General features: G+C 37.3%; 23 protein-coding genes. 17 read left to right on the top strand and 6 right to left on the bottom strand.

Annotated elements, in window-relative coordinates:
* Positions 1-47 precede the first annotated feature (47 nt).
* From ACIQ2D_RS01245 to ACIQ2D_RS01235, 3 genes are all read left to right on the top strand, one after another.
* Complete coding sequence (locus ACIQ2D_RS01245) at positions 48-1,250, top strand: YbfB/YjiJ family MFS transporter (protein ID WP_402858167.1); 1,203 nt, start codon at positions 48-50, stop codon at positions 1,248-1,250.
* A 240-nt stretch (positions 1,251-1,490) separates the two neighbouring features.
* The gene (locus tag ACIQ2D_RS01240) at positions 1,491-1,856 is read left to right on the top strand and encodes a hypothetical protein (protein ID WP_402858164.1); all 366 of its coding nucleotides are present in this window, start codon (positions 1,491-1,493) and stop codon (positions 1,854-1,856) included.
* A gap of 127 nt (positions 1,857-1,983) precedes the next feature.
* Positions 1,984-2,508 carry a DUF2179 domain-containing protein gene (locus ACIQ2D_RS01235; protein WP_402858161.1) on the top strand — a complete coding sequence of 175 codons (525 nt, stop codon included), beginning with the start codon at positions 1,984-1,986 and terminating at the stop codon, positions 2,506-2,508.
* Positions 2,509-2,647: 139 nt separating this feature from the next.
* Here the strand turns inward: ACIQ2D_RS01235 and ACIQ2D_RS01230 are convergent, their stop codons facing one another.
* Together ACIQ2D_RS01230 and ACIQ2D_RS01225 are read right to left on the bottom strand one after the other, a co-directional pair.
* Positions 2,648-5,428 carry an S-layer homology domain-containing protein gene (locus ACIQ2D_RS01230; RefSeq protein WP_402858158.1) on the bottom strand — a complete coding sequence of 927 codons (2,781 nt, stop codon included), beginning with the start codon at positions 5,426-5,428 and terminating at the stop codon, positions 2,648-2,650.
* Between the two features lie 356 nt (positions 5,429-5,784).
* On the bottom strand, positions 5,785-5,949 hold the full coding sequence (locus ACIQ2D_RS01225; RefSeq protein ID WP_402858155.1) for a Spo0E family sporulation regulatory protein-aspartic acid phosphatase: 165 nt from the start codon (positions 5,947-5,949) through the stop codon (positions 5,785-5,787).
* 261 nt (positions 5,950-6,210) lie between these two features.
* Here ACIQ2D_RS01225 and ACIQ2D_RS01220 point away from each other — a divergent pair, with 261 nt between their 5' ends.
* The 6 genes from ACIQ2D_RS01220 to ACIQ2D_RS01195 all read left to right on the top strand — a co-directional run bounded on the left by ACIQ2D_RS01220 (position 6,211) and on the right by ACIQ2D_RS01195 (position 12,090).
* Positions 6,211-6,777, top strand: a complete 567-nt coding sequence (locus ACIQ2D_RS01220; RefSeq protein WP_402858152.1) for a sigma-70 family RNA polymerase sigma factor — start codon at positions 6,211-6,213, stop codon at positions 6,775-6,777.
* Positions 6,774-7,886, top strand: a complete 1,113-nt coding sequence (locus ACIQ2D_RS01215) for a DUF4179 domain-containing protein (RefSeq protein ID WP_402858149.1) — start codon at positions 6,774-6,776, stop codon at positions 7,884-7,886. Before ACIQ2D_RS01220 ends, ACIQ2D_RS01215 begins: the two co-directional genes overlap by 4 nt.
* Before the next feature lie 312 nt (positions 7,887-8,198).
* Positions 8,199-8,798, top strand: a complete 600-nt coding sequence (locus tag ACIQ2D_RS01210; RefSeq protein WP_402858146.1) for a TetR/AcrR family transcriptional regulator — start codon at positions 8,199-8,201, stop codon at positions 8,796-8,798.
* Between the two features lie 58 nt (positions 8,799-8,856).
* On the top strand, positions 8,857-9,720 hold the full coding sequence (locus ACIQ2D_RS01205) for an alpha/beta hydrolase (RefSeq protein WP_402858143.1): 864 nt from the start codon (positions 8,857-8,859) through the stop codon (positions 9,718-9,720).
* The gene (gene lpdA, locus ACIQ2D_RS01200) at positions 9,717-11,111 is read left to right on the top strand and encodes a dihydrolipoyl dehydrogenase (RefSeq protein ID WP_402858140.1); all 1,395 of its coding nucleotides are present in this window, start codon (positions 9,717-9,719) and stop codon (positions 11,109-11,111) included. The genes ACIQ2D_RS01205 and lpdA overlap by 4 nt, the downstream gene beginning before the upstream one ends.
* A 301-nt stretch (positions 11,112-11,412) precedes the next feature.
* Entirely contained in the window at positions 11,413-12,090 is a 678-nt protein-coding gene (locus ACIQ2D_RS01195) for an MBL fold metallo-hydrolase (RefSeq protein ID WP_402858137.1), read from the top strand.
* 330 nt (positions 12,091-12,420) lie between these two features.
* On the opposite strand, the gene ACIQ2D_RS01190 is transcribed toward ACIQ2D_RS01195, so the two are convergent.
* Positions 12,421-13,437 (bottom strand): ABC transporter permease, encoded by a 1,017-nt coding sequence (locus ACIQ2D_RS01190; protein WP_402858134.1) that lies wholly within the window; start codon positions 13,435-13,437, stop codon positions 12,421-12,423.
* Positions 13,434-14,162: an ABC transporter ATP-binding protein gene (locus ACIQ2D_RS01185; RefSeq protein WP_402858131.1), complete on the bottom strand. Its 729-nt coding sequence runs from the start codon at positions 14,160-14,162 to the stop codon at positions 13,434-13,436. The genes ACIQ2D_RS01190 and ACIQ2D_RS01185 overlap by 4 nt, the downstream gene beginning before the upstream one ends.
* Before the next feature lie 214 nt (positions 14,163-14,376).
* Here ACIQ2D_RS01185 and ACIQ2D_RS01180 point away from each other — a divergent pair, with 214 nt between their 5' ends.
* Entirely contained in the window at positions 14,377-14,940 is a 564-nt protein-coding gene (locus ACIQ2D_RS01180) for a sigma-70 family RNA polymerase sigma factor (protein WP_402858128.1), read from the top strand.
* The gene (locus ACIQ2D_RS01175) at positions 14,937-15,959 is read left to right on the top strand and encodes a DUF4179 domain-containing protein (protein WP_402858125.1); all 1,023 of its coding nucleotides are present in this window, start codon (positions 14,937-14,939) and stop codon (positions 15,957-15,959) included. The genes ACIQ2D_RS01180 and ACIQ2D_RS01175 overlap by 4 nt, the downstream gene beginning before the upstream one ends.
* A gap of 83 nt (positions 15,960-16,042) precedes the next feature.
* On the opposite strand, the gene ACIQ2D_RS01170 is transcribed toward ACIQ2D_RS01175, so the two are convergent.
* Entirely contained in the window at positions 16,043-16,543 is a 501-nt protein-coding gene (locus tag ACIQ2D_RS01170) for an aminotransferase class IV (protein ID WP_402859189.1), read from the bottom strand.
* An 809-nt stretch (positions 16,544-17,352) separates the two neighbouring features.
* Here ACIQ2D_RS01170 and ACIQ2D_RS01165 point away from each other — a divergent pair.
* The 6 genes from ACIQ2D_RS01165 (at position 17,353) to ACIQ2D_RS01140 (ending at position 24,358) form a co-directional block, all read left to right on the top strand.
* Positions 17,353-17,958: a TetR/AcrR family transcriptional regulator gene (locus tag ACIQ2D_RS01165; protein ID WP_402858122.1), complete on the top strand. Its 606-nt coding sequence runs from the start codon at positions 17,353-17,355 to the stop codon at positions 17,956-17,958.
* Positions 17,959-17,988: 30 nt separating this feature from the next.
* Complete coding sequence (locus tag ACIQ2D_RS01160) at positions 17,989-18,639, top strand: CPBP family intramembrane glutamic endopeptidase (RefSeq protein ID WP_402858119.1); 651 nt, start codon at positions 17,989-17,991, stop codon at positions 18,637-18,639.
* 121 nt (positions 18,640-18,760) lie between these two features.
* Complete coding sequence (locus ACIQ2D_RS01155; protein ID WP_402858116.1) at positions 18,761-19,639, top strand: LysR family transcriptional regulator; 879 nt, start codon at positions 18,761-18,763, stop codon at positions 19,637-19,639.
* 167 nt (positions 19,640-19,806) lie between these two features.
* On the top strand, positions 19,807-20,943 hold the full coding sequence (locus tag ACIQ2D_RS01150) for a PrpF domain-containing protein (RefSeq protein ID WP_402858113.1): 1,137 nt from the start codon (positions 19,807-19,809) through the stop codon (positions 20,941-20,943).
* A gap of 48 nt (positions 20,944-20,991) precedes the next feature.
* Positions 20,992-23,730 (top strand): aconitate hydratase AcnA, encoded by a 2,739-nt coding sequence (acnA, locus tag ACIQ2D_RS01145; RefSeq protein ID WP_402859186.1) that lies wholly within the window; start codon positions 20,992-20,994, stop codon positions 23,728-23,730.
* A 13-nt stretch (positions 23,731-23,743) separates the two neighbouring features.
* The gene (locus ACIQ2D_RS01140; protein ID WP_402858110.1) at positions 23,744-24,358 is read left to right on the top strand and encodes an RraA family protein; all 615 of its coding nucleotides are present in this window, start codon (positions 23,744-23,746) and stop codon (positions 24,356-24,358) included.
* 712 nt (positions 24,359-25,070) lie between these two features.
* Here the strand turns inward: ACIQ2D_RS01140 and ACIQ2D_RS01135 are convergent.
* The gene (locus ACIQ2D_RS01135) at positions 25,071-25,979 is read right to left on the bottom strand and encodes a hypothetical protein (RefSeq protein WP_402858107.1); all 909 of its coding nucleotides are present in this window, start codon (positions 25,977-25,979) and stop codon (positions 25,071-25,073) included.
* Positions 25,980-26,026: the final 47 nt, after the last annotated feature.

Raw genomic sequence — 26,026 nt, 5'->3', positions numbered from 1 at the left:
CACCAAGTATCCTTTTATTAACAGAAAAAATAGTAGGGGGTAGGGATATGAATCGTCAACAGGGTGGCATTTTGTTTGGGGGAGTTTTATTACTTGTTGTCGCAATGGGCATCAGTCGATTTGCGTTTACGCCAATTCTCCCATTTATGCGTCATGATGCAGGCTTTTCATTTGAAGTGGCAGGATTTTTAGCATCTAGTAATTATATTGGCTATTTTATCGGGGCACTGTGGGCTGGGTTTATTTATCGTAAGAGAAAAGCCTTTTTACTTATAAGCGTAGTGATCAATGTTCTTTCGGTAGTGTTGATGGGACTCATTGAACTATACAGTGTCTGGCTTGCGCTTCGTCTCATTGCTGGTATAACGGGTGGACTAATTTTTGTTTTAACATCAAGTATAATTATGGATTATTTAGCAAAGCAAACATTAACACGTTGGTCTGGCTATTTGTTTAGTGGGATAGGTCTTGGTATTGCTATTTCAGGTCTTTTTGTACCTTATATGGAGGCACGTTTTGCATGGCAAGGAGCGTGGATCGGATTAGGCGTTTTATCAGCATTATTTTTACTGATTACAGTTGTGTTATGGAGAGGTTTACAAGTTCACGATGGCATGAAAGCGACTAAATCCACTGAATCAAAATTGACGCAAGGCTTTATGCCATGGCTTATCGCAGCATACGGCTTTGAAGGGCTAGGCTATATCATCACAGGTACTTTTTTAGTAGACATCATTCATAATATTCCCTCGCTTCAAGCGTATTCATCGTATAGTTGGGTGATTGTTGGTGTGGCTGCGATTCCTTCAGCCCCTGTTTGGACGGTATTAATGGAGAAGTTTTCAGCTATTAAGATTTTGTTTGTGGCTTACATACTGCAAGTTATCGGTATTCTGTTACCGGTATTTTCACAAACAGTATGGAGCGTGTTATTGTCTTCGTTTTTATTTGGCCTAACGTTTGTTGGAATCGTCACGTTAACGACCTCTTATGCTCGTCAACAGTTTCCGAAGCAAAGTGGAGCGGTTGTATCGATCTTAACAACGTTTTACGCATTTGGACAAATCATCGGTCCAATCATCGCTGGAAAGCTGGTAGGAGTTTATAGTAGCTATAAAGCTGCACTTATTTTTGCAGGGGTAATCGTATTTTTTGCACTCGTGATCATGATGTTTGGTAGGTGGAAAACGGCTAAGCGACAAGCTGAAATAGAAAATATGGCAGTAGCCGGGGCACAAACAACGCCATAGTTATGCTGAGGATAACTATAAAATGAATAAAGCAATGGGCATGTTTAAGGCAACTGTGTATACAGTTGTCATTTTTTATATCATGGTATTTGAATATAGAAATTCGATTTTGGCAGAGAATAAAATTTAATTATGGAAAATAATTCCGATATTAAATGAAGTAACCTCTATTTTAGAAGGCATATTTAACAGTATTTTAATAGATAAATAAAACTTTATGAGAGAAAGGAAGTTTAGTAAATGAATATTCAATCAAGCGTCGGAACTGTAAGAGAGAACGAAATGAAAAGTTTGTCTTCGGATTTATTTTTAGATGAAGGGAAAAAGAAAAAGAAGAAAGCAAAATTTGAAATTAGAAGTGAAGATGGCTACATCCGACATTATATTATTAAAGCAGATGGCGAAAAGATTCTTGTGAAAGAAGTGAAGCAACAACAAGAAATCCTTTGTGAAACTGGTGGAAGAGAACTTTCAGCTTCACTCGATAAAATGTTAATGGAGCAGCTTACTTTCAAACAACAAACAAATCAGCGAGATAAAGAAGTAAATGAAAAAATTTATGGACAAAAAGAATCTCGCATTAATAAGTATAAAGCGGGTATATAATTTTATTCTAAAGAATAACCAGGGTTTTGTTGATTAATTTATTAATGGATAGATTTGTATGTTTGCGTAAATGAAGAATAAGGTAACTATATATTATGCATGCACAATAAAAATTGGAGGGAACAAAATGCAAGATTTACTTTTAATTTTATTGTTACAACTTTTATATGTTCCTTTACTAACATTGCGTACAATCTTTTTAGTAAAAAACATCACAACATTAGCTGCTATAATTGGCGTCTTAGAAATGAGTATTTATGTATTTGGTTTATCTCTAGTTTTTAATGGAGACCAAAGTGTTTTAGCGATGATAATTTATGCAGTTGGTTTTGGAATAGGAATATTTGCGGGTACAGCTATTGAAAAGAAATTAGCAATAGGTTATGTCTATACAACCGTTAATACAAAGATAAAAAATGAAGAAATGGTCGAATTCCTTCGTTTAGAAGGTTTCGCCGTAACGACTTATATTGGTGAAGGACGTGATAGTAATCGTTATAAATATGAAATATTGACAAGACGTAATCGTGAAGCAGAGCTATTTCATCTAATTGAAAAATTTGAACCTAACGCATTCATTATTTCGTATGAACCAAAATCGTTTAAAGGTGGATTTTTACTGAATCGCATACGTTCAAAAGAAGAAAAGTAGGATGATGTTAATGTGATCTGTGAATCTTTCATAGTGTAGTAGAAGGGAACAAATTGTTGTATAAAGGTACTTTTTCTTGTGAGAACAATAAAACAGCAACATCCAATTCAATTGAAGAGGATGTTGCTATTTTTATTTTTTATTGAATATAAGCTGGTACGGGAAAAACTAGTGGTTCGAAGTCTAACTTATTACCATTGCTATCTTTTATACCATTTGTTGCTGATTTTAGAATCGTCACAATACTACCAGCTCTTAGCCAGTTACTATTTTGAATGGTAACTTCCACCGTTTTTGAATCTTTTGAGATTTGCGTTGCTGTTGCAACAGAGGCGCCATCTATATTTACGTCAAAATCCTTTGTAGAAATAGTAGAAACATCTTCTGAAAAGACAAGCTCGATTGTTCTGTTACTTGTTACATAGGCTGACACTACTTTTGGTGCTAGGTTTTCTTTTAAGTTAATCGTTGTTCTTAGTTCAGTAAACATTTCTGTTGAATTCGTTGCTTTTATGCCTTTAATTGTAATATTGCGCATATTTGTAAATATGTTTGAATCTTTTTTTAGTGTCAGTTTTATACTATTTAAGTCTGTTGACTCAATAATAGCACTTTCAACTTGTGCATCGTCAATTACATAGTTCGCAATATTTTTTGCGAGGGCTGGATCAACTGGATAATTAAATTGCAGATATACAACATTATTATCTAACCTCGGATCATTAATAGCTGTACGAATGCCTACTAGTGCTAACTTATTATTATTTAGGTTTAAGTCACTTGCACGGGTAAATTTCACGTTCGCAACTTGCTTTAAGTCCACACCATATGTACTCGCAACACCAGAAAGTGTCAGTGTACCTTCATAGGAAGCATCTTTCATATCAAATTTATTTAATAGGGAAGATAGCTTTATGCGAACCTTCGTCGGCGCATCTTTCACAGCTAACACTTCACTTGGTGGAACATTCGCCATATTATATAAGATATTTTGGTGAATATAGCTGCCAGTAAATAATGCAATTGGATAACCACTTAATTTCATGGCTTTATCAAATGTTAATTGTAAATATTCTATATTTTGATCTAGGACTACTTCAGAATTAACAAGTGTAGGTACTCTCTCATCTTTCACAAAATTAATAACTGTAGAGAAAGTTGCTGCTTCTCCAGAAAGGTCTGTTATAACACGTTGACGATCTGTTGCGATTGTTACTGTGCCTAGTATTGGCGAGTTTCCATACAGCGTCACATTAAATAAACGACCATTTGTTACATCTTTTTCGACTTTTGTCACCATAATAGGTGTTGAACCAAGCGATACAGCTAAATCTGTTGGTGTAATGGCTAGTAATTCCTCTGAGAATAGTAGTTGGAAAGTAGTTGGTCCTGTTTGTTGTGCACTTGTTAATGTAGGTGCAATTCCGTCTTTATCACCTTTTTTCACAGTTACCGTCGCTGGGTTTGGTGAAATTAAATTGCCCGCCACATCACGTGCTGCGTTAAAAGTCAATTGTACCTCAGCTCCTGGTGATAAAAACTGTCCATTTGCAGTTGCGCTAGATAAATCAAAAGTTGCTTCTGTAGCATTGGCAGCTAATGCGCCTTTAATGCCGACAACTCTCACACCATTTGGTAAAGTTGCTTGGATTTGCTCATTTGCAAAGGCTAACATTGGTTCAGAGAATTGAACAGTGACCGTCGATGCATTGCCTTGTTTCGTATCTTTAATGATTGGCGCTGTTGTATCTTCTACAATCACCATCGTACTATCTAATTTATTTACATTCATACCTTTTACTGATTTTACATTTTGCAACACATAACGATGTGTTCCTTTTAAGGCTTCTTTAAATGTAAACGTAATCTCTTTTTTATCTTCGCTAATCTCTGTTTTGAAAACAGGCAGTGCTTTTAATGTATCAAGATTAGAGAAAACAAATACATTGTCAGCTACTGTACTATCCGCTTTTAGCACCGACGATGTATCAATTGCTTGGTTAAATGCCACCTTCACCTGTGTCCCATTTATTGCATCAATGGATTTCACTTTTAGCTCTGCTACCTCATATGTCACGACAGCTGAATAAGGTTTTTCGTTAATAACAAAATCCACTTTTGTTTCTTCATTTTCTGGTAATGGAGTTGGTAATGTCACCGTATGCTGCGTTCCATCTGTTAATGTAACTTGTAGTGTTGTTTCATTCGTAACCGTCACGGTTTGAATGAGTAAAGGTACTTCTGGCTCTTGTGCACTTTGTTCAATATTTGTCATTGTACGATGTAAAAATGATGCGAACTGTCCGCGTGTTAATGTATTTTTCGGATTGAAATTCTTTACGTTTGTGATTTTTGCGTATTCTAATGCAATAATCGCTTCACGGTTTTCATTAGCAGATGCTTTAACTAAATCTGTCATCGCAGTTTCATATTTTTCTTCTCTATATTTCGCTACTAGATCGACATTATAAACCGTTTTAATTGCACGAACTAACACGACAGCCATTTCCTCACGTGTCATATTATTCGTATGCATTAATTTATTATCGGAGTCTTTAAATACACCCTCGTCCTTCAAAAGTGCGGCATATTGTAATAATTCCTTATCTTTTGAAGTCGTTGGCAAATCCGTAAAGCGTGCTTTCTTATCAAAGTTTTCTGGAATACTGAAGTTTTCAGCTACAAGCCATTTCCCTAAAAACTTCGTTACATTTCCACGTGTCAAAACAGTATTCGGTTTAAACGTGCCATCTGTAAAACCACCTACGATTTTTGCTTCCGCTAAAGCTAGAATTGCTTCTTTATGGTCACTCTTGCTAATATCTGAAAAGCTTGCAGCATTCGCTACAGGTACTATTGTTGAAGCTACTAATGCCGCTGATGCAACACTTACAACCCATTTACTATATCTATTATTCAAGTTAAATTCCCCCTATAAAGGTAGTATAGTACCTATTATAAAAGAAAACTGTATACTTTCCAAATAATTATCGAATTGTTGAATAGAGGTAAAAAAGACTCTGCACAGGAATTCTCCATGTAGAGCCTCTTTAATATCAATCTTTCATTCAATAATCAAATTATTAATAGCGAATGGACACGAAACAATCATTAATGAAAAAGAAACATCGTTGAAAGAAGTAGAATTCAAACTATTCATAAAGATAATTGATTAAAAAGAACAATAACAAACCCAGAATAGGAGCGCTATTCTATAAGTCTCTTATGCTGGGTTTGTATTATGTTTTGATTTTTTAGAGGTATATATAATTTTAATTAAGATACTTGTTTCAAATACATATTCAGTAAGGCGTCTAATTCTTGACTACAATTTATTACCTTTGGATGTGAGTAGCCTAAATTCTTGGCTTTTCTATACATAACTTGTCTTTTATATTCAATGACAAGTTTCAGAATTTTTATATTCAATATACGTTTCACAAAATATCTCCTATCAATCTATTTAATTTATATTATGTCCTGTAATTTAGTTTAACACCATACTATTATTGTATAATATTTGAAACAAAAAATGTAAAATCATGAGTGAAATATAAAAATTTAATCAAATTGTAATATATAGAGTGATAGCTTGTTGATAAAATCGCAAGCTTTTTTTATTTATGAGAGAAATAAAAAGATTTTACGTTGTATAGAGTGTAGAGGCCTTTACGAGAAAAGGTAAGAAGGAGAATTGGTGCCATGAAGTCAAATGAACGAAATTTTATAAAGCGATTAAAAAGACAAGAAGAGGATGCGCTTGAATATGTCGTCGATCATTATTTACCCCTTGTTAAAGGTGTTGTATATAAAGTGCTGATGCCACTGCAACAAGAACATTTATTGGAAGAATGTATGAATGACGTATTTTTAAGTGTTTGGGATAACATTGTCCAATTTAAAGGGGATGCGATTGATTTTAGAAAATGGGTGTGTGCGATTGCTAAATTTAAGGCAATCGATTATTACAGGAAGGCAGGACAGAGCAAGGAAGTTTCCTCTGAGCATACAGACTTGCTTGTTGAAGACTCTGTGGAGGAAGCGTTAATTCAAATCGAAAATCATGAAGAATTACTACAGTTGATAAATGGACTTGATGCAATGGATCGTGAAATTTTCCTGATGAAGTTTTTCCTAGGTGTGAAAACAGAGGAAATTGCAGCACGATTTGGCGTAACACGTGCGGCCATCGATAATCGCATTTATAGAGGGAAAAAGAAACTCCAGCAACAAGCCATAGATTTGAAGTTAGGGGGTAGCCTTGTATGAAAGACATTTATAAATTATTAAATGATGTGCAATTAGATGATACAGAGTTTGTTGAACTTGAGGCTAGCGATATTGAAAAAGCACAAATGAAGAGTCAATTGAAACAAAGAATGACAAAGAAGAAAAAACGAGGTAGCTGGTGGCGACAAATTGCTGTAGCCTTTTTTTTCTTGGGGTTATCGGGTACTATATTAGGTTTTACTTTCCCAGCGCAGGCAGGTAGTATTCCAATTGTTAGAGATATTTTCAAGTTTATAGATGGGGACCGGGCTGCACTTTATGAAAATTATAAAGAATTTTCGACAGCGATTGGATTATCTGATGAGAGTAAAGGGATTAAAATTACTCTAAATGATGCCATTTATGATGGTGAAACGATTACTGTCACAATGGACATTAAAAGCGAAAAAGCATTAGGAGACCAGCCGGAATTTCGTCATACGGCTTCTTTTAACGATATCAACGGAGGGACGTTTGGTTTACAAATAAAAAAAGTGGATGATTTTAATTATGTGGGTATATTGACGGCAGGAAGTTTTGGTCAAGCTGCAAAGGATATGGCAAATTTTATATGGAAAGTAGATAAAATATTTATCGAAGAAACAAATACAGTCATTAATGGTAAATGGCGTTTTGCTTTTTCCGTTGATGCGACAGAACAACACACACAACTAGTTAATCAATCCACAGAGCAAGATGGTGTCAAAGTAACAGTAAAGCAAATCACGAAAACACCAATGTCAGTCATTGTTTCCATAAGAGAGCAACTAGCACAACAAGTTTCAGAACAATGGGATCATATAAGTCTTGAGTATTCAATGATGGATGATGTGGGGAATGTCTATGAAGGTCAGGGCATGGGTGGGCATGGCGAAATAGACGACCCAGGCATTATGAATACAGGAAAAATATTTGAGAAAATAGATGAACGTGCGACAAAGTTAACAATTATTCCGCAGCTACTCATGTTGAAGTCTTCGGGGAATCCAAGTGAGCAAATTGAAAGCGTCGATGCATATGGTGATCCTGTAGTAAGTAGTGCTACATCAGAAGTTGCGGATTATAAGGAAATAACGCTTGAGCCGATTGTAATTGATTTAGAGAAATAAACTTCATGAATTGAAGGTAGTAAATAATACGAATGCTGAAAAAAGCCTATGAGTGCTGATAAAGGTAAAAGGAACGCTGAAAAACTCCCTATGAATAAAAAAATCAATGAAAAGCCTAGGATCCTTTCCTTCTATAGTTATTGTGAAGTTTCTTCTTCACTGCTGATTTGTTTTCGTTTTTCAGCGAGTTGTTTGCTGAAAAACGAAGACCCAGCTAAATAATAATAATTCATCGTATAAAATTTTCTTTCAATTCAAAAAGTATATGCTACAATAAAAGAAACCAAACGGTATCTTTTATGGAGGGTAAACATGAAAAAAGGCGAGGCAACAAGGCGGAATATTATTCAGAAATCAGCCGTGATTTTTAATCAAAAAGGCTATATCACAACAACGATGAATGACATTATTCAAGAAACAAATATCCAAAAAGGGGGGATTTACAGGCACTTTAAAGATAAAGAGCAATTGATGCATGAGGCTTTTCAATTTTCTGCAGAAACGATGCGTCATCATCTCATGGCGAGTGTATCGCAGCATGAAAAAGCGGAAAAGAAATTACTCGCTTTAGTGGAGACCTTTTTACAATTGAGTGAAGGTAAGCCAATGATTGGGGGATGTCCGATTTTTAATGCAGCGGTTGAAATGGATGACCTGGAGGGCAGTACATTGCTTCCGTTAATTGATGAAGCAATGGAGATGTTAATTCATTGGGTAGAGAAAATAATAGCAGAAGGAATCAGCCAGCGGGATTTGAAGCAATCTGTTCAGCCGTATGATACGGCGGTATATATTGTCTCGACGCTTGAAGGGGGACTTGTGCTAGGCAAATTGAAGCAAGACGGGCAAGTAACGAACATCATTAAAAATCAATTGATTCACTATATTTCAATGATGAATGAGCGGCAATAAAGCCGTCTTTTTTATAGTAAAAAAGAGACTGATTAGTATCTTTTTTAGGAGGGGTAGAATGAAATATTTTTTGTTAATTGTTTTGATTATGGTTGTCTTTTTTATGAGGCACTATATGGTGCACTCGGTGTTTACACCGCAAAAGAGAGTAAATAAAAAATCACCTTCCTTACCATATGAAAATATTGAAATGGAGGGAGCAAAAGGGACGATTCGAGGCTGGTTAAAGAAAAGTGAAAAAGCAGATGGCTGTTTTATATTGGTACATGGATGGGGTTCGAATCGCTCTGTTATGTTAAGGTATGCAGATTCTCTAATAGAGAAAGGGTACGACGTCTTGTTGATAGACGTTCTTGGTCATGGAGAAAGTGATTCAGTACAGAAGCAGGTGAGTATTGAAACTTTTGTGATGAGTATTCAAGCGGCGATTGATTTTGTGGAGGCTAGATCAGAAGTAAATAGTCATGCCATCTATGTTTTAGGTCATTCGATGGGAGGGCTAGCTGCTAGTATTGTGAATGCAACGGATCCAAGGCTGAATGGGTTGATTACGGATTCAATGCCGACTTCATTAGAAAGTATTAGTAAATCGATGGCTGGCAAAGTAACGCTGCCATATAGACCTTTTGGGTGGCTCATTGTTAGTTGGTTTTTAGTACGAGGGGGTGTATTTTTCAAGGCTAGAGGCGAATGGCATTTAGAGAAGATTTTCAATCAGCAACTAGCCCCGGCATTCAGTATTCACTCCGATCTCGATCAAAAAGTGCCGATTTCAAGTGTGGATGTGTTGATGAACAATAGTAATTTTAAAGAAGTCATCAAAGTAAAAACAAAAGGTCATCATAACTGCGTGCAGGATGAGCATTTTTGGCAGCATGTTTTTCACTTTATAGAAAGTACTAAGGGGGGAGAAGGGCTATGAAACAACTTGAAACACTTGTAATTGGAGCAGGTCCAGGAGGTTATGTAGCAGCAATTCGTGCGGCACAACTCGGTCAAAATGTAACGATTGTTGAACGGGAGTACTTAGGAGGGGTTTGTTCAAATGTTGGTTGTATTCCATCAAAAGCATTAATCTCAGTCGGTCATCGTTTTATGGAGGTACAACAAGCGGAATCGATGGGGGTTACTACATCTAAGGTGACACTAAATTTTTCGAAAGTACAGTCGTTTAAAGATGGCATTGTAAAGAAGCTAGTGAATGGTGTTGAAGGATTGCTAAAGGCGAACAATGTGGAAATTATAAAGGGGGAAGCATACTTCGTTAATGGAAACACAGTAAGTATTCAAAATGGAGAGCAAACTCAACGCTACACATTCAAAAACGTAATTCTTGCCACAGGCTCTCGCCCAGTTGAGATTCCAACATTTAAATTCACCAATCGGGTACTAAATTCAACGGGCGCACTCAACTTAACTGAGTTGCCGAAAAAATTGGTTGTGATTGGTGGAGGTTACATCGGTACTGAGTTAGGGAGCGCTTATGCTAATTTGGGTGCTGAAGTAAGCATCATCGAAGGCGGTAAAGACATTTTAGCTGGTTTCGAAAAACAAATGACACAAATCGTGAAAAGGGTTCTGAAGAAAAAGGGAGTAAATATTGCATTAAATGCTTTTGCTAAAGGTGTTGAAGAACACGAATCAGGAGTTATTGTTACTTTTGAAGTAGGAGGAGAAGCGAAAAAAATCGAAGCCGACTATGTATGTGTCACTGTGGGACGCCGTCCAAATACAGATGAGCTTGGGCTTGAAAAAATCGGTATCGAATTCGCTGAACACGGATTAATCAATGTAGATAAGCAATGCCGAACAAACATCCCGAATATTTATGCAATCGGTGATATCGTCGCTGGTCCACAACTTGCACATAAGGCATCCTACGAAGGGAAAGTAGCGGCAGAAGTCATTGCTGGTGAAGAATCCATCGTAGACTATCTAGCAATTCCAGCAGTATGTTTTACAGATCCCGAATTAGCAACAGTGGGTCTTTCTGAAGATCAAGCAATAGCTGAAGGTTTTGAAGTAAAAGTAGCGAAGTTTCCATTTGCAGCAAATGGTCGTGCATTAGCTTTAAATGAACCAGAAGGCTTTGTGAAGCTCATTGCGCGTAAAGCAGACGGCTTATTACTAGGGGCAGGAATTGTTGGTGCTGGCGCATCAAATATGATCGCTGAATTGAGCCTAGCAATTGAAGCAGGGATGACTGCTGAAGATATCGCGTTAACAATTCATGCTCACCCAACATTAGGAGAACTTGTGATGGATGCAGCAGAAGTAGCGACAGGGAGAGCTATACATGTTGTAAGTAAATAATTGTCTTTAAATAAAATGCGAAATTGGTCTCTATAAAGATGATGCAGGTTAACTCAAAAAAATGTACGAGTTTTGGAACAACTAATCGACAGGTTGTTTTTATAGCAGGAACTTTTGAGAAGGAAGCAGAAGTTAATGTTTAAGTTTGTATTATGCAATTAACTTGTAGGTTATTGTGATAACGAATAATTATTGATATTACGTAATAATATTGTACTTACGCTTTATTCTTTCAACCTTCTTGTGTAAGCAAACCGATTCTCTGACAGCAACAAAACTCATTATGAAGGAGACCAAAGTTATGGAAATTGCAAAGGGAATAGAAATGCTGCAGCTTGATTTTCATGGGAGTTTTATTCACCCAATTCTGTTATGGGATCATGAGACAGCTGTTTTAATAGACGCTGGATATCTTGGACAAATTGAAGATTTACGCGTGGCAATAGAAAAGGTAGGAGTGTCGTTTGATAAACTAAAAGTTGTGATTCTGACACATCAGGATATAGATCATATAGGTAGTCTTCCTGAGATAGTCCAAGAGTGTGGGAGTAATATAAAAGTATATGCCCATGATTTAGATAAGCCTTATATTCAAGGAGATCTACCTCTTTTGAAAGATGGTCACCTAGAGAATCCTCCGAAGGGCAAAGTAGATGAAACTTTAAACGACGGTCAAGAATTGCCGTATTGCGGTGGTATTCGTATTATCCATACTCCTGGCCATACGCCAGGTCATATCAGCCTTTATTTGAAACAATGTAAAACACTGATCGCCGGGGATTCGATGTACAGTGTAAACGGAATAATTGAGGGGATTCATGACCCGACAGTATTGGACATAAAAGAAGCTCGACTCTCTTTGAAGAAATACCTAGACCTCGACATTGAATCTGTGGTTTGTTACCACGGGGGATTAAGTAGAGAAAATATTAATGTTCAGATTCAAAAAGTAATTTCAGATTTAAATCATCTAACCTAAATATATTTATCCGTTAAATGTAATAAAAGTCCTCCTAAGTGTTTTAGGTCACTGAAAAACTCTAAACTAGGATTTTTTTATAGCAAATTTTCTGCATAGCATTATTTTACTATGTAAGGATTTAGCGCGGCGGCGTGAGACTCCTGCAGGAACAGCACAAGACGTAAGACGCAACAAACCGCGCGAAGCGAGGGTTGCGGCTTACGCTGTGCCTGCGGAAAGCGAACGCTAGAGCGCTAAATCCCTAAGGTCATATTTTTATTGAAAAAACACTTTGTCTGTAGCCCTAAGTGTTTTTAGCAGGACTTTTAGAAGTTTAGAATGAAACCATTAAAGTGAACGATATTTTTTCAGACTAATAATATTTAAGCTAATAAACACAACAGCAAAGCAGGCAAGTATCACTAGATCTGTTGAAATGTCACTAAACGTATATCCCTTGTACATCACGCCATTTAATGCGTCTGATGCGTAATAGATAGGCATGATACGACCTATATTTTGTAGCCACTCGACCATATTATCAAGTGGGAAAATACCTGAAAAGAACACTTGTGGCACAATCACAAGCGGAATAAACTGCAGCATTTGAAACTCTGAAGCAGCAAAGCTAGACAACAGGGCTCCTAATGATAAAGATACAAGTGCCAACAAAATATTCGTGAGCAGAACAAGCCAGATGGAGCCTGCATGCACAATATCAAGTACATAAATACTAAAGAATACAATAATAATTGTTTGGATAAACGCAAATAATCCATAACCAATCATATAGCCTGCGACAATTTCAGAGCGCTTAATGGGTGTAGCTAGTAAACGTTCTAAAGTGCCGGAAGTCCGTTCTTTTAAAAGCGCAATACCGGTAATTAAAAAAACAAAGAAGAATACGAAATAGCCAACGAGCATCGGACTAAAAATATCAAAAATTACTGTCTCTTCATTGCCAAATACATAGTCGGTCGAAAACGCCACCGTTGATGGACTGTCAGGTTGTATCGCTTGTGCAAGTTTCATTCGTACAGCTTGAGCTGTGGATGGGCTGTCATTAAGTAACGTTAGCTCGAATTGGTTTTGCTGGCTGTTTAACCAACCATCATAATCCTCTGTTTTTAAATCTTGTTTTGAAAAATCATCTATTTCTATGATATGAAAATCTACAGCTTGGAGTTTTTCGATTAATTGCGTATTACCATTCGATACAACAAGGGTTAATTCAGGTTCATCACTATCAAAAATAAAGTACATCAAAGAAAGTATGAGAAGCGGTGCTAAAAACAGTAAGGCAAGTGTGCGTTTATCGCGTCTCATTTGCTGAAAAATCCTTGTGACAAGTGCGAAAACTCTCATACTACCTCACCGCCAGCCTTTAAAAATACCTCATCAAAGTCCTGAGCATTATAGCTTGATTTCAGCTCTTGAGGCGTCCCGTATGCGATAATTTGACCATCCCTTAGCATCGCCAATTGATCACAACGCTCTGCCTCATCCATGGCATGAGTTGTCACTAAAATGGTTTTATGTTGTTCTTCCTTCAAGCGAATGAGTTCCTGCCATATTTCTCTTTTTAGGACAGGATCAATTCCTCCCGTAGGTTCATCTAGAATAAGAAGCTTTGGATTTTGAATTAAGGCAATGGCTAATGACAATCTTCGTTTCATACCACCAGAGTAATTGATTACCTTTTCATTTAAATCTTCCTTTAAATGGACGAGATTAGCAGCGTATTGCACGCGGTTCTCTCTTTCCTGTTTGGATAATCCATAAAGTTTTGCGAATAAATTTAGATTTTCTGCCCCAGTTAAGTCTGTATACAGGGCATCAGATTGTGCCATATAACCAATGTCCATTAAAAGTTGTTTATGTGGCACAGTATAGTTGAATACGTGAATGCTCCCCTGATCTGGCTTTAACATTCCCATTATCAGTTTAATTAATGTTGTCTTCCCGCAACCAGAAGGACCGAGTAAGCCAATTAGCTGACCGGATGGCACTTCTAAGGAAAGCGGTGCAATGACTTGTTTATGTTTAAATCGTTTTTCAACTGCAGATAGAGTGATTGCTTTTACTTCCATACTTCATCTCTCCTTTACTGAACACTGTGTTGAACATACTGAAAGTTTACGTTAGCATAATTGCAAATACAACGAACCAATCAAGAAAAAGTGTAAACGTATTAAAATTTTCCGAATAAGTAAAAAAATCTTAAAAGTTTTTTGAGAATAAATTGTAAGGCTGTTCGTTGTACTTTATGAAAAAGCTTTTTCAATCACATAAGGAGCGAAGTAAATGAAAAGTTCATCGACAAACTTTATCACGAGATTAAAAAAACAAAAAGAAGATGCGCTCGAGTATATTATTGATGCCTATATGCCACTCGTGAAAACGATTGCTACAAAAATTTTACACAATATGAAGCGCCCAGATATTGATGAATGTATTAATGATGTTTTTTTAACCGTTTGGCAAAATGCTCATCAGTTTCAAGGTGATACACAGGACTTTAAAAAATGGATTGGCATTATTACAAAATACAAAGCAATCGATCGCTATCGGCAAGCTGAAAAACAAATTGCTCATGAACAATCTGATGCACCACTCGAACAAAAAGCGAGCTCTTTAAAAACAGATCTATCCGTCTTACAACGAGAAGAAAAAAATGAATTATTACTGGCAATCAGTCAACTAGAGGAAATTGACCGCGATATTTTTATGATGAAATTTTATTTAGAGTTATCAAACAGTGAAATTGCTGATGTACTTGGGCTAACGAAAGCTGCTGTCGATAATCGTCTATATCGAGGGAAGAAAATATTAGCCACAAATACCAAGTTAAAGGAGCGTTTTGTATGAGTATGAAGGAATGGGTGGATTTAGATATTGATAATCTTGAGTTACAAGAGGTTACAGATTTCGAAAAGGCTCGTGTCAAACAACATGTACTGAAGAAGCATAATAAAGCACCAATTTGGCGTCATTTTGCAGTCGCTGCAATTCTAATAGTTGGTGTCACTACAGCAACTGGCTTTGCATTTCCATCCATTGCGGCGCAAATTCCGTTTATGCAAAATGTTATTAGCTACTTTGAGGACGAGGAACAGCGCTACAAAAATTTTGAAGCTTTCTCTACTGATATTGGTCTTGCACAGACGAGTAATGGCATTACCGTGATGATTGACAATGCGGTATATGACGGAACAAATATCACTGTATCCTATGCAATTGAGACTTCGCACCCATTTGGTGAAAATCTCACTTGGAGTGCGGGGCACTGGTTTGATGTAAAGGGGGCGTCTGGAATGGGTGGTTCAGATACAATTACGCAAATTAATGATTCGCGTTACGTTGGTATCGCGTCATTTACACCACATTTCGAAAATGATGTATTTCCAGAAGCAGTACAAGTTATATGGGAACCGAAAGCTTTCAAAAATTATGATGGCTTTGAGGTCGAGGGGGATTGGTCGTTCGCCTTTTCACTGGATCGTGTAGAGGGGGATCTGCAAATTATTAATGAAACCCTACAAGAAAGAAATGTGAACTTTACGCTACAATCTATTGAATTCACAGATGTTTCGACTGTTATTGCCTATGAGCAAATTGTGACAGACGAACTTCTTGAACAATGGCCAGAAGTGACACCTGTATTCCGAGTTTCAGACGATCTTGGTCATGTGTACGTGAATGGAACGGGTGGTGGTGGCGTTTCTAAGGATAACGGGAAAACCTTTAAAGGAACAACAGCATTCGGTGCTATCCAAGAAGGTGCCAGTCAGCTTATCATACAGCCTGTTGCAATTGCGAGTCTTATGTACGGTAAAGGTCATATCGAAATTGAACTTGATCCGATTATCATTGAACTGAAAAAATAATAGCATAAGCCTCTGTATAAGTTAGTTGCTTGTATAATTTTTACAGAGGCTTTATTTAACGAATGTATCGCAATGACATCAAATTATGCACGAATAGTTGTGGGGATTTTTGAGTTAAATTGGTTTTGTAGTTTACGCGTCCATTCACCAGGTTTTCCAGTACCAACTACTTGGTCATCAATTTCAATAACAGGTGTAATTTCAGATGTTGTTGATGTAATGATTACTTCGTTCATTGTTGATAGTTGTTCTAATGTAAATGCTTCTTCTTTTACTAGTAGACTAATTTCTTTTGCGCATTCTAGCATTACGCTGCGTGTAATTCCATTTAATGTCATATTTTCCACTGAATGTGTATAGAGCACACCATCCTTAATGGCGTGAACATTAGAAGAAGAACCCTCTGTCACGACCCCGTCCCGATGTGAAATTGCCTCGTAACAGCCTTTTTTATATGCTTCTTGCTTTGCTAATACGGGACTAAGTAAATTTAATGTTTTAATATCGCAACGTAGCCAACGAATATCATCTAGAACCGTTGCTTTTACTCCATGTTCAAAGTTTGCTAATGGACGAGGTTTTATAAGGGGAGGGAATTTTTATTGTAATCTTTTATTCATTGTCCATATTTTTGAAACCTTTTTACATTTCATTCGTATTATAACTATACAATTCGAATTGATAGAATTAAAAAAGGGAGAAATTATATTTTGAACCATTGAACAAAACTGATTATTTTTTTGACTTACTTTATTGCAATTGGGGAAGCGTATTATTCTACGCTGTTTATCGAACCAAAGACACCACCACAACACCAGACGATTCAAGTGTCTGCGATTACGGTGGCACAACTGCGGTAGCAAGCCTAATAAAAAGAAGCGTAAAACACGCCGTTTGAAATCTTCTATGTTGCAATCGATTAAACGATTTCTTCAGAGCACTAATTGTTCTAAAGAAAATGTGATGTTAAGCTACCTGTTAGAGAATAGATTGGATGTAGGCAGACCAATGCGAGAGCCGCCATTCATCTTTTTACGATATCAAACTTTACGTTGCTGATGATATATATATAAATAGTTAAACTAAAAGCTGCAGATTTATTTGCAGCTTTTTTTGTTTGGTAGATTAATATATCAATTCAAATCGTGAATATTTGAAATCTGAATGTTATGAAAATGGTGCGTTTGTTAAATAGTAAAACCAGAATAACCTTTAATAAAAGGTTTCATTGACGGCAACTCTATTAGTTAGAACGCAAGCACACATCTCTTTTTCTCGATAGAATAATCTAAATTAATATAATGTTACTTTAAAATAATTTTGACAAAATTATCCTTACGGAATAAGATTGTTTTAAATTGACTGATTAATCAATCAAAAAAGAGGTGTAGTAGTGCCAAGAAATGAAGAACAAAATCAAGAACTTCGAGATGCGAGAAAAGAACAAATTCTTCAAGCAGCTTTACTCGTATTTGCTCGTAGAGGGATGGTTGCTGCAAAAATTAGTGATATTGCCAAGGAGGCTGGATTAAGTCATGGACTTGTATATCATTATTTCACTTCAAAAGAAGAAATTTTTTCAACGTTAGTAAGGAGAGCAGCAAATAGTTCGGTAGCAGTAATTCAGCAAGCAAGTGAGCAAATAGGCACGCCGCTTGAGAAATTACATTGGATGTCAGAACAAATTTTAAGCGGCCTATCGGATGAGGGAAATACGCTGTTATTTTTAATCATGATCCAAGCGAGTACTTCAGATGCTATACCAGATGAAGTTAAAGAGATTTTAACAGGGGTGGAAGCAGTTTCACCGGTTACTTGTATACTACCTTTGATTATTAAGGGACAGGAATCTGGGGAAATTATTTTAGCTAATCCAATATCTCTGGCGATTACTTACTATGCGTTTGTACAAGGACTCGCTATAAATAAAATTCAATGGTCAGATTGTCCAATACCTGATGCGAAATTGATTATGAAGATTTTTGAAAAGGAAAAATAATCATTTGAAAGGCGAGGGGGGAGGACAGCTATGGTTAGGAATAACAAGCAACACTTATTTCTTTTGATATCACCATTCATTATCATATTTTTAGGTTTTTCAACAGCAACTATTTTCAAACAATATATACAAGGATGGGCTTGGATACCATTAGCGCTTGTTTACTGGAGTTCCCTAGGTTTTTGTATATATCATTTCAAAGGCGATCAATCAATAAAAAATTGGCTAAGAAAGTCGAAACCATCGAAGTCATGGATTACTCTTTCTTTACTTATTGGGATGTTTCCACTAACAATTTTAATGATGAATTTTCATTTATTTGATTCTATATCACTTGTCCTACTTTGGTTATTATTTGCGTTCATTAATCCTTGGTTTGAGGAACTTTATTGGCGGGGGGTATTACTGGATGGCCTACTTTCCTGGTTCCCAAAATGGATGAGCATATTGTATACAACAGTTTTATTTGTACTGAGTCATCCGTTGATGTGGGGTGTATTCTCGATTGCAAGTAAGTCTTATCACCTATACATTTATTTAAGTGTAGCTGGTATTGTTTGGGCGATTACATATTTCAAAACGAAAAGCTTAAGGTGGATTATTTTTTCTCATTTTATTGTGGATATCGGGAATTTGACCGTTTTAACCTTTTTGAACATCTATTTACCACCGACGATGTAATAGAGATGGATTCACATCTTGAATAAAGTATTTGGATTTCAGAATAGAAAAGGGCATAACAAATATGCCTTTTTGTGTATGTTTAGAATAAAAAATGAATGAAACAGTTAGGAGGAAGATGATGGAAGACAGAGATTGGGTGATACTGCAAACTTTACACAAGCATAAAAATATAACTAAAGCAGCAGAAGAATTATTTATTTCCCAGCCTTCACTCACTAAACGCTTACGAGATATAGAAAATGAATTCGGAGTAACAATCGTAAAACGCGGGCGAAGGGGGGTAGATTTTACCCCTGGGGGTGAGTTTCTGGCAAAGAGTGCTGATCAAATACTACTTAACATGCGTAAAATAAAAGAACAGTTGTCTAATATGAGCATAGATGAAGTCGCTGGTACGTTAAGATTGGGGGTTTCAAATTATTTCACAAAATATCACTTGCCTCGGATATTAAAATCTTTCAAGGAGCAATATCCGAAAGTAGAGTTTCAAGTTATAACGGGATGGAGCAGAGAAATCTTAAACCTAGTGTATAAGCAGGAGGTACATATTGGGTTTCTTCGAGGGGATTATCAATGGGCTGATAAAAAGTATCAATTGTTCGAAGAAAGTTTTTGTATCGCATCCAAAAATGACATCCTATTAGAGGATCTTCCTCGATTATCAAGAATTGATTACCGAACCGAATCCCTGTTCAAAGGAATTATAGATAATTGGTGGAATGAAAATTTCGAACAGCCTCCATTAATCGGAATGGTGGTGGACAAGGTTGATACGGCCAAGGAAATGGTTATGAACGGACTAGGGTATGCCATCATGCCTCGACGTATTCTTAATGATGTACATAATGTAAATATTATAGATACTAAGGACTGTAACGGAAAACCAATATTAAGAAAAACGTGGATGTTTTACCACGAGGAATCGTTAGATTTGAAAATGGTTAAGCGATTTGTGGAACTGGTAGAAAGTTTGGATCTGTCAGGGACCCATAAGTAAATTAAAGGTGTATTAGACTTCAGCTCTAGTACACTTTTTTTTGTTATAGATTCAGTCATTCCATTTCTTGATGGCTAACCATCCGATATATGTATTTTAATGTTTTGAAATACCCTTCTATAATTAATTTAAAGCGTTTCTAAAACGAATATAGGAGGTTGTTGTTAATGTCCCAGTTATCCATACCTTGTTCGGTCTATCGGGGTGGAACAAGCCGAGGTGTGTTTTTTAACAAAAGAGATTTACCTGAGAATATTGAATTACAGAAGAAACTATTCATGGCAGGAATCGATGCCTACAATCCGTCCCAGATTGATGGATTAGGAAGCGGGACTTCTCATACTAGCAAGGTGTGCGTGATTTCCAAATCAGAAGTGAACGGAGCCGATGTGGACTATACGTTCTACCAGGTTGGAATCGGCAAAGAAATTGTCGACGATAAAGGTACATGCGGCAATTTAATGGCGGCTGTCGGAGCATTCGCTGTGGACGAAGGATATATAGCCGTCGATTCTTCTGTCGATAATGTCGAAGTATCAGTTTTTAATACCAACATTAAGAAAATGCTCAAGATAAAAGTTCCTGTTATAAATGGAAATGCAAAAGTGTCTGGAGATTACCTTATGCCAGGGATTAACAAGCCTGGAGCTAAGTTTTCCGTCAGTATCCTAACGCCTGGGGGAGGAAAGACAGGAAGTACACAACCATTAGGTGATCGATATACTTTGAATACAAAAACCAAGGTTTATGAGGTTTCCTTTGTTGATATCGTAAATCCTTTCGTGTTTGTCTCCAGTCATGATTTGGGTATTGAAGGCACGGAACTAAACGCGGAATTATCTCTCAAAAAGAGTCTTTTAGAAGAATTAGAGGAGATACGAACTGAAATGGCTGTGAAATCTGGCTTGTGTAGGACGATTGAAGAAGCAAGGCAGTTTCCATCTGTTCCTAAAATAGCAATTGTATCTGAACCGATGGATTATATCACTTCATCCGGCAAATTGATTAAACAAGATGAAGTGGATGTGGTGGCTAGGATGCTTTCTATGGGGAAATTCCATCGTACGTTTGCGGGGAGTGGGTTGTACAACATTGCTGGGGCAGCTATATTATCTGGCACCATTCCTAATCAATATGCAAAACAAATGTACGGAAACGAGGAGCGTGTAATACGCATTGGGCATCCAGAAGGAATTGCTAAGGTACGCATAGCATTGACGGAAGATGGTCGGGATGTAAGGTATGTAGGCATCGATAGGACTGCGAGAAGAATTATGAAAGGCGACTTATTTATCCCTGAGTGAGGAAGAACTGATGTGAAAAGAGAATATAGGAGATGAGATGAAACCGTGATAAAGGAAAAAGATATTTTCAAAGCACAAGCCTTTTTTGAATTAATGGGGAAAAAGTACAAGTTTTTTAACTTACAGGCGTTAGAAGATTTGGGGATAGGAAAGGTTTCAAAGCTTCCATATTCTATTAAAATTCTGCTAGAGTCCATCCTTCGCCAGTATGATGGAGTAACCATTAACAAAGAACATGTTGAAAACCTTGCCAGATGGGGAAGCAATCAATGTGAAGATCACGTGGATGTTCCGCTCAAGCCTGCTCGGATAATCTTGCAGGATTTTACCGGTGTTCCTGTGGTTGTCGACCTCGCGTCCTTACGAACAGCCATGGCGGAAATGGGTGGAGATCCGGCACTGATTAATCCTGAGATTCCAGTTGATCTTGTGATTGATCATGCTGAACAAGTAGATAGATTCGGTACGCCAAATGCACTTCAATATAATGTGAATAGAGGTTTTGAACTTAACTACGAACGCTATGAATTCTTCAAATGGGCCACTAACTCAATCAATAAGTTCCGAGCTATACCGCCATCTACTGCAATTATCCACCAGGCAAACTTAGAATACTTAGCGCCCGTGGTTCATGGAATCATCGAAGAAAACGGAGAATATTTGGCATTTCCAGATACTTGTTTTGGAACAGATTCCCATACTCCGATGATTAACGGTGTTGGGGTAGTTGGATGGGGAGTCGGAGGTATTGAGGCAGAAGCGGCGATGCTTGGCGAGCCTTCCAGTTTTCCAGCTCCTGAAGTTATTGGAATAAGGTTGAATGGTAAGCTGCCCACTGGTTCCACAGCAATGGATTTAGCCCTGCACGTCACACATCTTCTTCGACAGAAAAAGGTGGTTGGGAAATTTGTTGAATTTTTTGGGGAAGGTGTTGCGAATCTGTCAGTGGCAGATAGGGCGACAGTCTCGAATATGTCTCCTGAAAATGGAGCTACAATTAGCCTCTTCCCAGTGGATAATGAGACTTTGCGTTACTTACGATTGTCAGGTCGTTCAGAAGAACAAGTTCAGCTGGTAGAGGCTTACTGCAAGGCAAACGGTCTGTTCTATACAACAGATATGGAAGAACCTCATTACACCGAAGTTATACAGTTGGACCTTTCTACTATTCTAACAAGTATCGCAGGTCCGAAACGCCCTCAGGATATCATGCCGTTATCTAAAGTGAAAGATACGTTTAGAAACGCCTTAACTTATGAGTTAGGGAACCACGGATACGGCCTTAGTGACAATGCAATCCATCAAGAAGTTCAGGTTACTGATCGTGATGGCCACAGATCCACATTAAAAACCGGATCAATCGTACTTGCAGCGATTACAAGCTGTACGAATACATCTAACTCACATGTCATGATTGGAGCTGGTCTGCTTGCAAAAAAAGCTGTTGAAAAGGGATTATCAGTTCCTCCTTTTATAAAAACAAGTCTTTCTCCGGGTTCCAAAGTCGTTACTGACTATTTGAGAAAAGCCGACTTACTTTCATATTTAGAAAAGCTTGGATTTTATCTTGTTGGTTATGGCTGTACGACATGCGTAGGAAACTCTGGTCCCTTGCCTGACGAAGTTGCAGAGGCAATCATAGGGAATGACTTGGTCGTCTCCGGAGTATTGTCAGGAAACCGTAATTTTGAAGGGCGTATTCACCCATTGATTAAAGCAAATTTCCTTGCATCTCCTCCATTAGTAGTTGCCTTTGCAATTGCAGGAACTATGGATATCAATCTTCACGAAGAACCATTAGGAAAGGATATGGACGGAAAGGATGTCTATTTACAAGACATCTGGCCAAGTGATTCAGAGATTGAGGAAGTTATTTCTAAGATTATTACTCCAGATTTATTTGAGTATCAAAATAGTAGGATCTTTACGGGGAACGATGATTGGAATCTACTTGAGACGACTAGTGACTTGTTATATAGCTGGAACGATGAATCTACCTTTCTTCAGAATCCACCGTTCTTTCAGAGCATGTCAAGGACGATTAAAGAAATTCAGCCGCTAGTTGGTTTACGGGTGCTTGTCAAATTGGGAAATTCCATTACGACTGATCATATTTCCCCCGCTGGCGGCACTATTCCGATTAAGAGTGTGGCAGGTCAGTACTTGTTGGATAAGGGAATACAACCTGAGGAGTTAAGCTCCTATGGTTCTCGGCGGGGCAATCATGAAGTCATGATACGTGGAGGCTTCTCAAATATTCGTCTTAGAAACCAGGTGGCTCCGGGAACAGAAGGAGGTGTAACAACCTATTTTCCAACTGGTCAAGTAATGTCGATATATGATGCAGCCATTAATTATCGTAATGATGAAACCGGATTACTCGTTATTGCCGGAATTGATTATGGTATGGGAAGTTCACGTGATTGGGCAGCAAAAGCAACCAGCCTCCTTGGAGTGAAAGCGGTTCTGGCACAAAGTTTTGAACGTATTCACCGCAGTAACCTTGCGTTAATGGGAATTCTTCCTCTTCAGTTCAAAGAGGGGGAAAATGCAGAAACTTTGGGGCTAACGGGATGGGAGCAATACCAAATTAATATCAATGAGGATGTAAAGCCTCGTCAAACCATAAAAGTGACGGCTATAGATGAAAGCGGGGGAAAAAAGGATTTTGAAGCTATCCTCCGTTTTGATAGCATAGTTGAAATAGAATATTACCGTCATGGAGGGGTTTTACAAATGGTTCTCCGCAAGAAATTAGAGCAGGGAAAAATGGAGACTAAAATGTAAAGGAGATGTTTGGATGGACAGCATTATCAATCGTTTTAAAGGAATCCCTACAACTTGCATTTCGGATGCGATGCAAGGTCTTAACAATTTGGATTTTTCTATTAAGCCTGTTAAAGAATCCTTTAAAGTGGTAGGTAGAGCACTCACTGTAAAATTATCTGCAGGGGATAATCTTGTTGTTTTAAAGGCGATTCGGGAGGCAAAGCCCGGAGATATACTTGTGGTAGATGCTAAAGGAGATACGTATAGGGCTATTGCGGGTGATTTTGTTGTTGGAATGGCCAAGATAGTTGGAATTGTAGGAATCGTGGTGGATGGGGTAATTCGGGATTGTGCGGGAATCAAGCAACTGGATATTCCTGTTTTCTGTAGAGGTACTACAGTGGCTGCTAGTGGCAAAGGAGGGTTAGGAGAATTTAAAGTGCCAATCTCGTGTGGTGGAGTGACCATTCATCCTGGTGATTTAGTAATAGGGGATATTGATGGGGTTGTTGTCATTCCACAAAATGATGAAGAGGAAATTTTAAGGAAATCATTGGACAAATTTAAGAAAGATGAAGAACGTGCAGAACGTGTTTTAAGTAGTCCAGAAGACGTAAGAAATTATATAGGTGAATTATTAAAATAAAGAAATCCCGTTTCTTTTGTTGTTTCTAATTGCCTGGTGTCCTTTGAAAAAATGAGCGTCTGCCTGGCGATGATTTATGAGGCAAAGCCTAAAGCGAAATAGCTTTGGGTAGAGGATACAAAGTAAGTGTTAAACGGCTTAAATGTTTAAGTAAGGATTACAAAAACAGACCATTATGTTGGTCTGTTTTTAGGTTAAACATTTGTAAAACAGGTTCTTATCGTTCTTAAGGTTTGGTTGAACCAAGTAGAAGGTGAAGAAATATACATAAATAAATGCCGTAGCCGAATTTAACAGCATATGAAGAGTACCGAGTGAAAATGGCATTGGATGAAGAATGTCAAGCGGCATATAAATTTGCAGAAGAAACTAAATGTATTTAGTTTTAAGCGTCCTGTATTTAAGAGAGTATACGTTAAAGCTGTTCAATATGTGTTATCTTATCCTTTTGTTTTTCTAATGCAGCAATGATTTCACTATCTGATAAATTCCCCATAAACGTTAAAGTTGTATAGAGAGGAACTGGAAAAACCTCGAATGGACTAGCAAATGAATCTAACAGTATATGATTTATTTCTAGCTCTCCATCTTCAGTGATTTTAAAAATTGATCTAAAGCTAATATATTGATTTCATTTGTTAATTCTAAAAATAGTAAATAAAAAACCAGCAATTTTCCAATCCATTCGATTGAGAAGTTGCTGGTTGTTTCTCTATTCGTAATACTCAATTAATGCCACTTCTAAACGTTCGGCTAGATGCTTTGTGATATAGCCGTCAATAAATTGTTCTTTCTCCATTTCAATTTGCGTGGAGTGGAAAAGTTTTGCGAAAAATCCGGGCTTTTTTTCAGTTGAAAATTGTTGTAATGCTTCTGTTCGCAAAGTAGAAACAATTTCATTCTCAATAAAACGCTCACGGATTTTCATGACGACATCCTTCGCGTTATCTTCTCTAAGCTCCGCTATTTGTTTTTGCAGTCTTTCGTTTTCATATTTTAGTTTCTGTGTTTCTTGTTGAATCTCTATGATTTGATTGGTAGATTCGGTTGCTTGTACAAGCATGTTTTGTGTGAGGAAATCTTTGTTCACTGCAATTTGCAACGCGCCGCTCTCATCTTCTTGTTGCAGGTTAAATAGCCCTGTCTGCATCATTTGCTGCAAAACATTACCTAAAACCTCGACTTTATTTACTAACTCATCAGGAGATGTAAAATCAGTTGTAGCCGTTAGTTGTTGGTTGATGTATTGGCCATTCTCGTCCATCCCTAGAACCAATCTTAGGCCCCTCACACGGTACTCATCCTTAAGTAGTAAAATCATACGAAGCTTTAGGATTGCGGGTATATTGAAACGGATAGCAGCCGTGGTTTTTAGATTGTCCTTCATGTCATCAAAAATATAATGTTCGAATGGTTTGCTGTAATAACGTACCTTCTTCTCTGTAATATCAAACCAACTTGCAACCTCTGCTGTTGAGTAAAACTTTTTTTCATTAATGTCGTTTAAGTAGGCATCACTATAAAGTATTTCTTCGAGAGGTGTGCCTTGTAAAACAGCAAACAATGGATCATGCTGGATTATTCCGAATACCATTTCTTTTGCGTTATGTGTTTCAATCATATTCTTCACACTCCATTTGACATTATTTTAGCTCACACGAATTTTCG

This window comes from Lysinibacillus sp. NPDC097287 (genome assembly GCF_044761695.1).
Lineage (GTDB): Bacteria > Bacillota > Bacilli > Bacillales_A > Planococcaceae > Lysinibacillus.
The sequence above is the reverse complement of the archived record's forward strand: the minus strand, read 5'-3'. Positions and strand labels throughout refer to the sequence as shown.

Excerpts from the sequence above, each read along its gene's own strand:
- ACIQ2D_RS01245 (WP_402858167.1), top strand. The coding sequence starts at position 48 with ATGAATCGTCAACAGGGTGGCATTTTGTTTGGGGGAGTTTTATTACTT.
- ACIQ2D_RS01240 (WP_402858164.1), top strand. The coding sequence starts at position 1,491 with ATGAATATTCAATCAAGCGTCGGAACTGTAAGAGAGAACGAAATGAAA.
- ACIQ2D_RS01235 (WP_402858161.1), top strand. The coding sequence starts at position 1,984 with ATGCAAGATTTACTTTTAATTTTATTGTTACAACTTTTATATGTTCCT.
- ACIQ2D_RS01220 (WP_402858152.1), top strand. The coding sequence starts at position 6,211 with ATGAAGTCAAATGAACGAAATTTTATAAAGCGATTAAAAAGACAAGAA.
- ACIQ2D_RS01215 (WP_402858149.1), top strand. The coding sequence starts at position 6,774 with ATGAAAGACATTTATAAATTATTAAATGATGTGCAATTAGATGATACA.
- ACIQ2D_RS01210 (WP_402858146.1), top strand. The coding sequence starts at position 8,199 with ATGAAAAAAGGCGAGGCAACAAGGCGGAATATTATTCAGAAATCAGCC.
- ACIQ2D_RS01205 (WP_402858143.1), top strand. The coding sequence starts at position 8,857 with ATGAAATATTTTTTGTTAATTGTTTTGATTATGGTTGTCTTTTTTATG.
- lpdA (WP_402858140.1), top strand. The coding sequence starts at position 9,717 with ATGAAACAACTTGAAACACTTGTAATTGGAGCAGGTCCAGGAGGTTAT.
- ACIQ2D_RS01195 (WP_402858137.1), top strand. The coding sequence starts at position 11,413 with ATGGAAATTGCAAAGGGAATAGAAATGCTGCAGCTTGATTTTCATGGG.
- ACIQ2D_RS01190 (WP_402858134.1), bottom strand. The coding sequence starts at position 13,437 with ATGAGAGTTTTCGCACTTGTCACAAGGATTTTTCAGCAAATGAGACGC.
- ACIQ2D_RS01185 (WP_402858131.1), bottom strand. The coding sequence starts at position 14,162 with ATGGAAGTAAAAGCAATCACTCTATCTGCAGTTGAAAAACGATTTAAA.
- ACIQ2D_RS01180 (WP_402858128.1), top strand. The coding sequence starts at position 14,377 with ATGAAAAGTTCATCGACAAACTTTATCACGAGATTAAAAAAACAAAAA.
- ACIQ2D_RS01175 (WP_402858125.1), top strand. The coding sequence starts at position 14,937 with ATGAGTATGAAGGAATGGGTGGATTTAGATATTGATAATCTTGAGTTA.
- ACIQ2D_RS01160 (WP_402858119.1), top strand. The coding sequence starts at position 17,989 with ATGGTTAGGAATAACAAGCAACACTTATTTCTTTTGATATCACCATTC.
- ACIQ2D_RS01155 (WP_402858116.1), top strand. The coding sequence starts at position 18,761 with ATGGAAGACAGAGATTGGGTGATACTGCAAACTTTACACAAGCATAAA.
- ACIQ2D_RS01150 (WP_402858113.1), top strand. The coding sequence starts at position 19,807 with ATGTCCCAGTTATCCATACCTTGTTCGGTCTATCGGGGTGGAACAAGC.
- ACIQ2D_RS01140 (WP_402858110.1), top strand. The coding sequence starts at position 23,744 with ATGGACAGCATTATCAATCGTTTTAAAGGAATCCCTACAACTTGCATT.
- ACIQ2D_RS01135 (WP_402858107.1), bottom strand. The coding sequence starts at position 25,979 with ATGATTGAAACACATAACGCAAAAGAAATGGTATTCGGAATAATCCAG.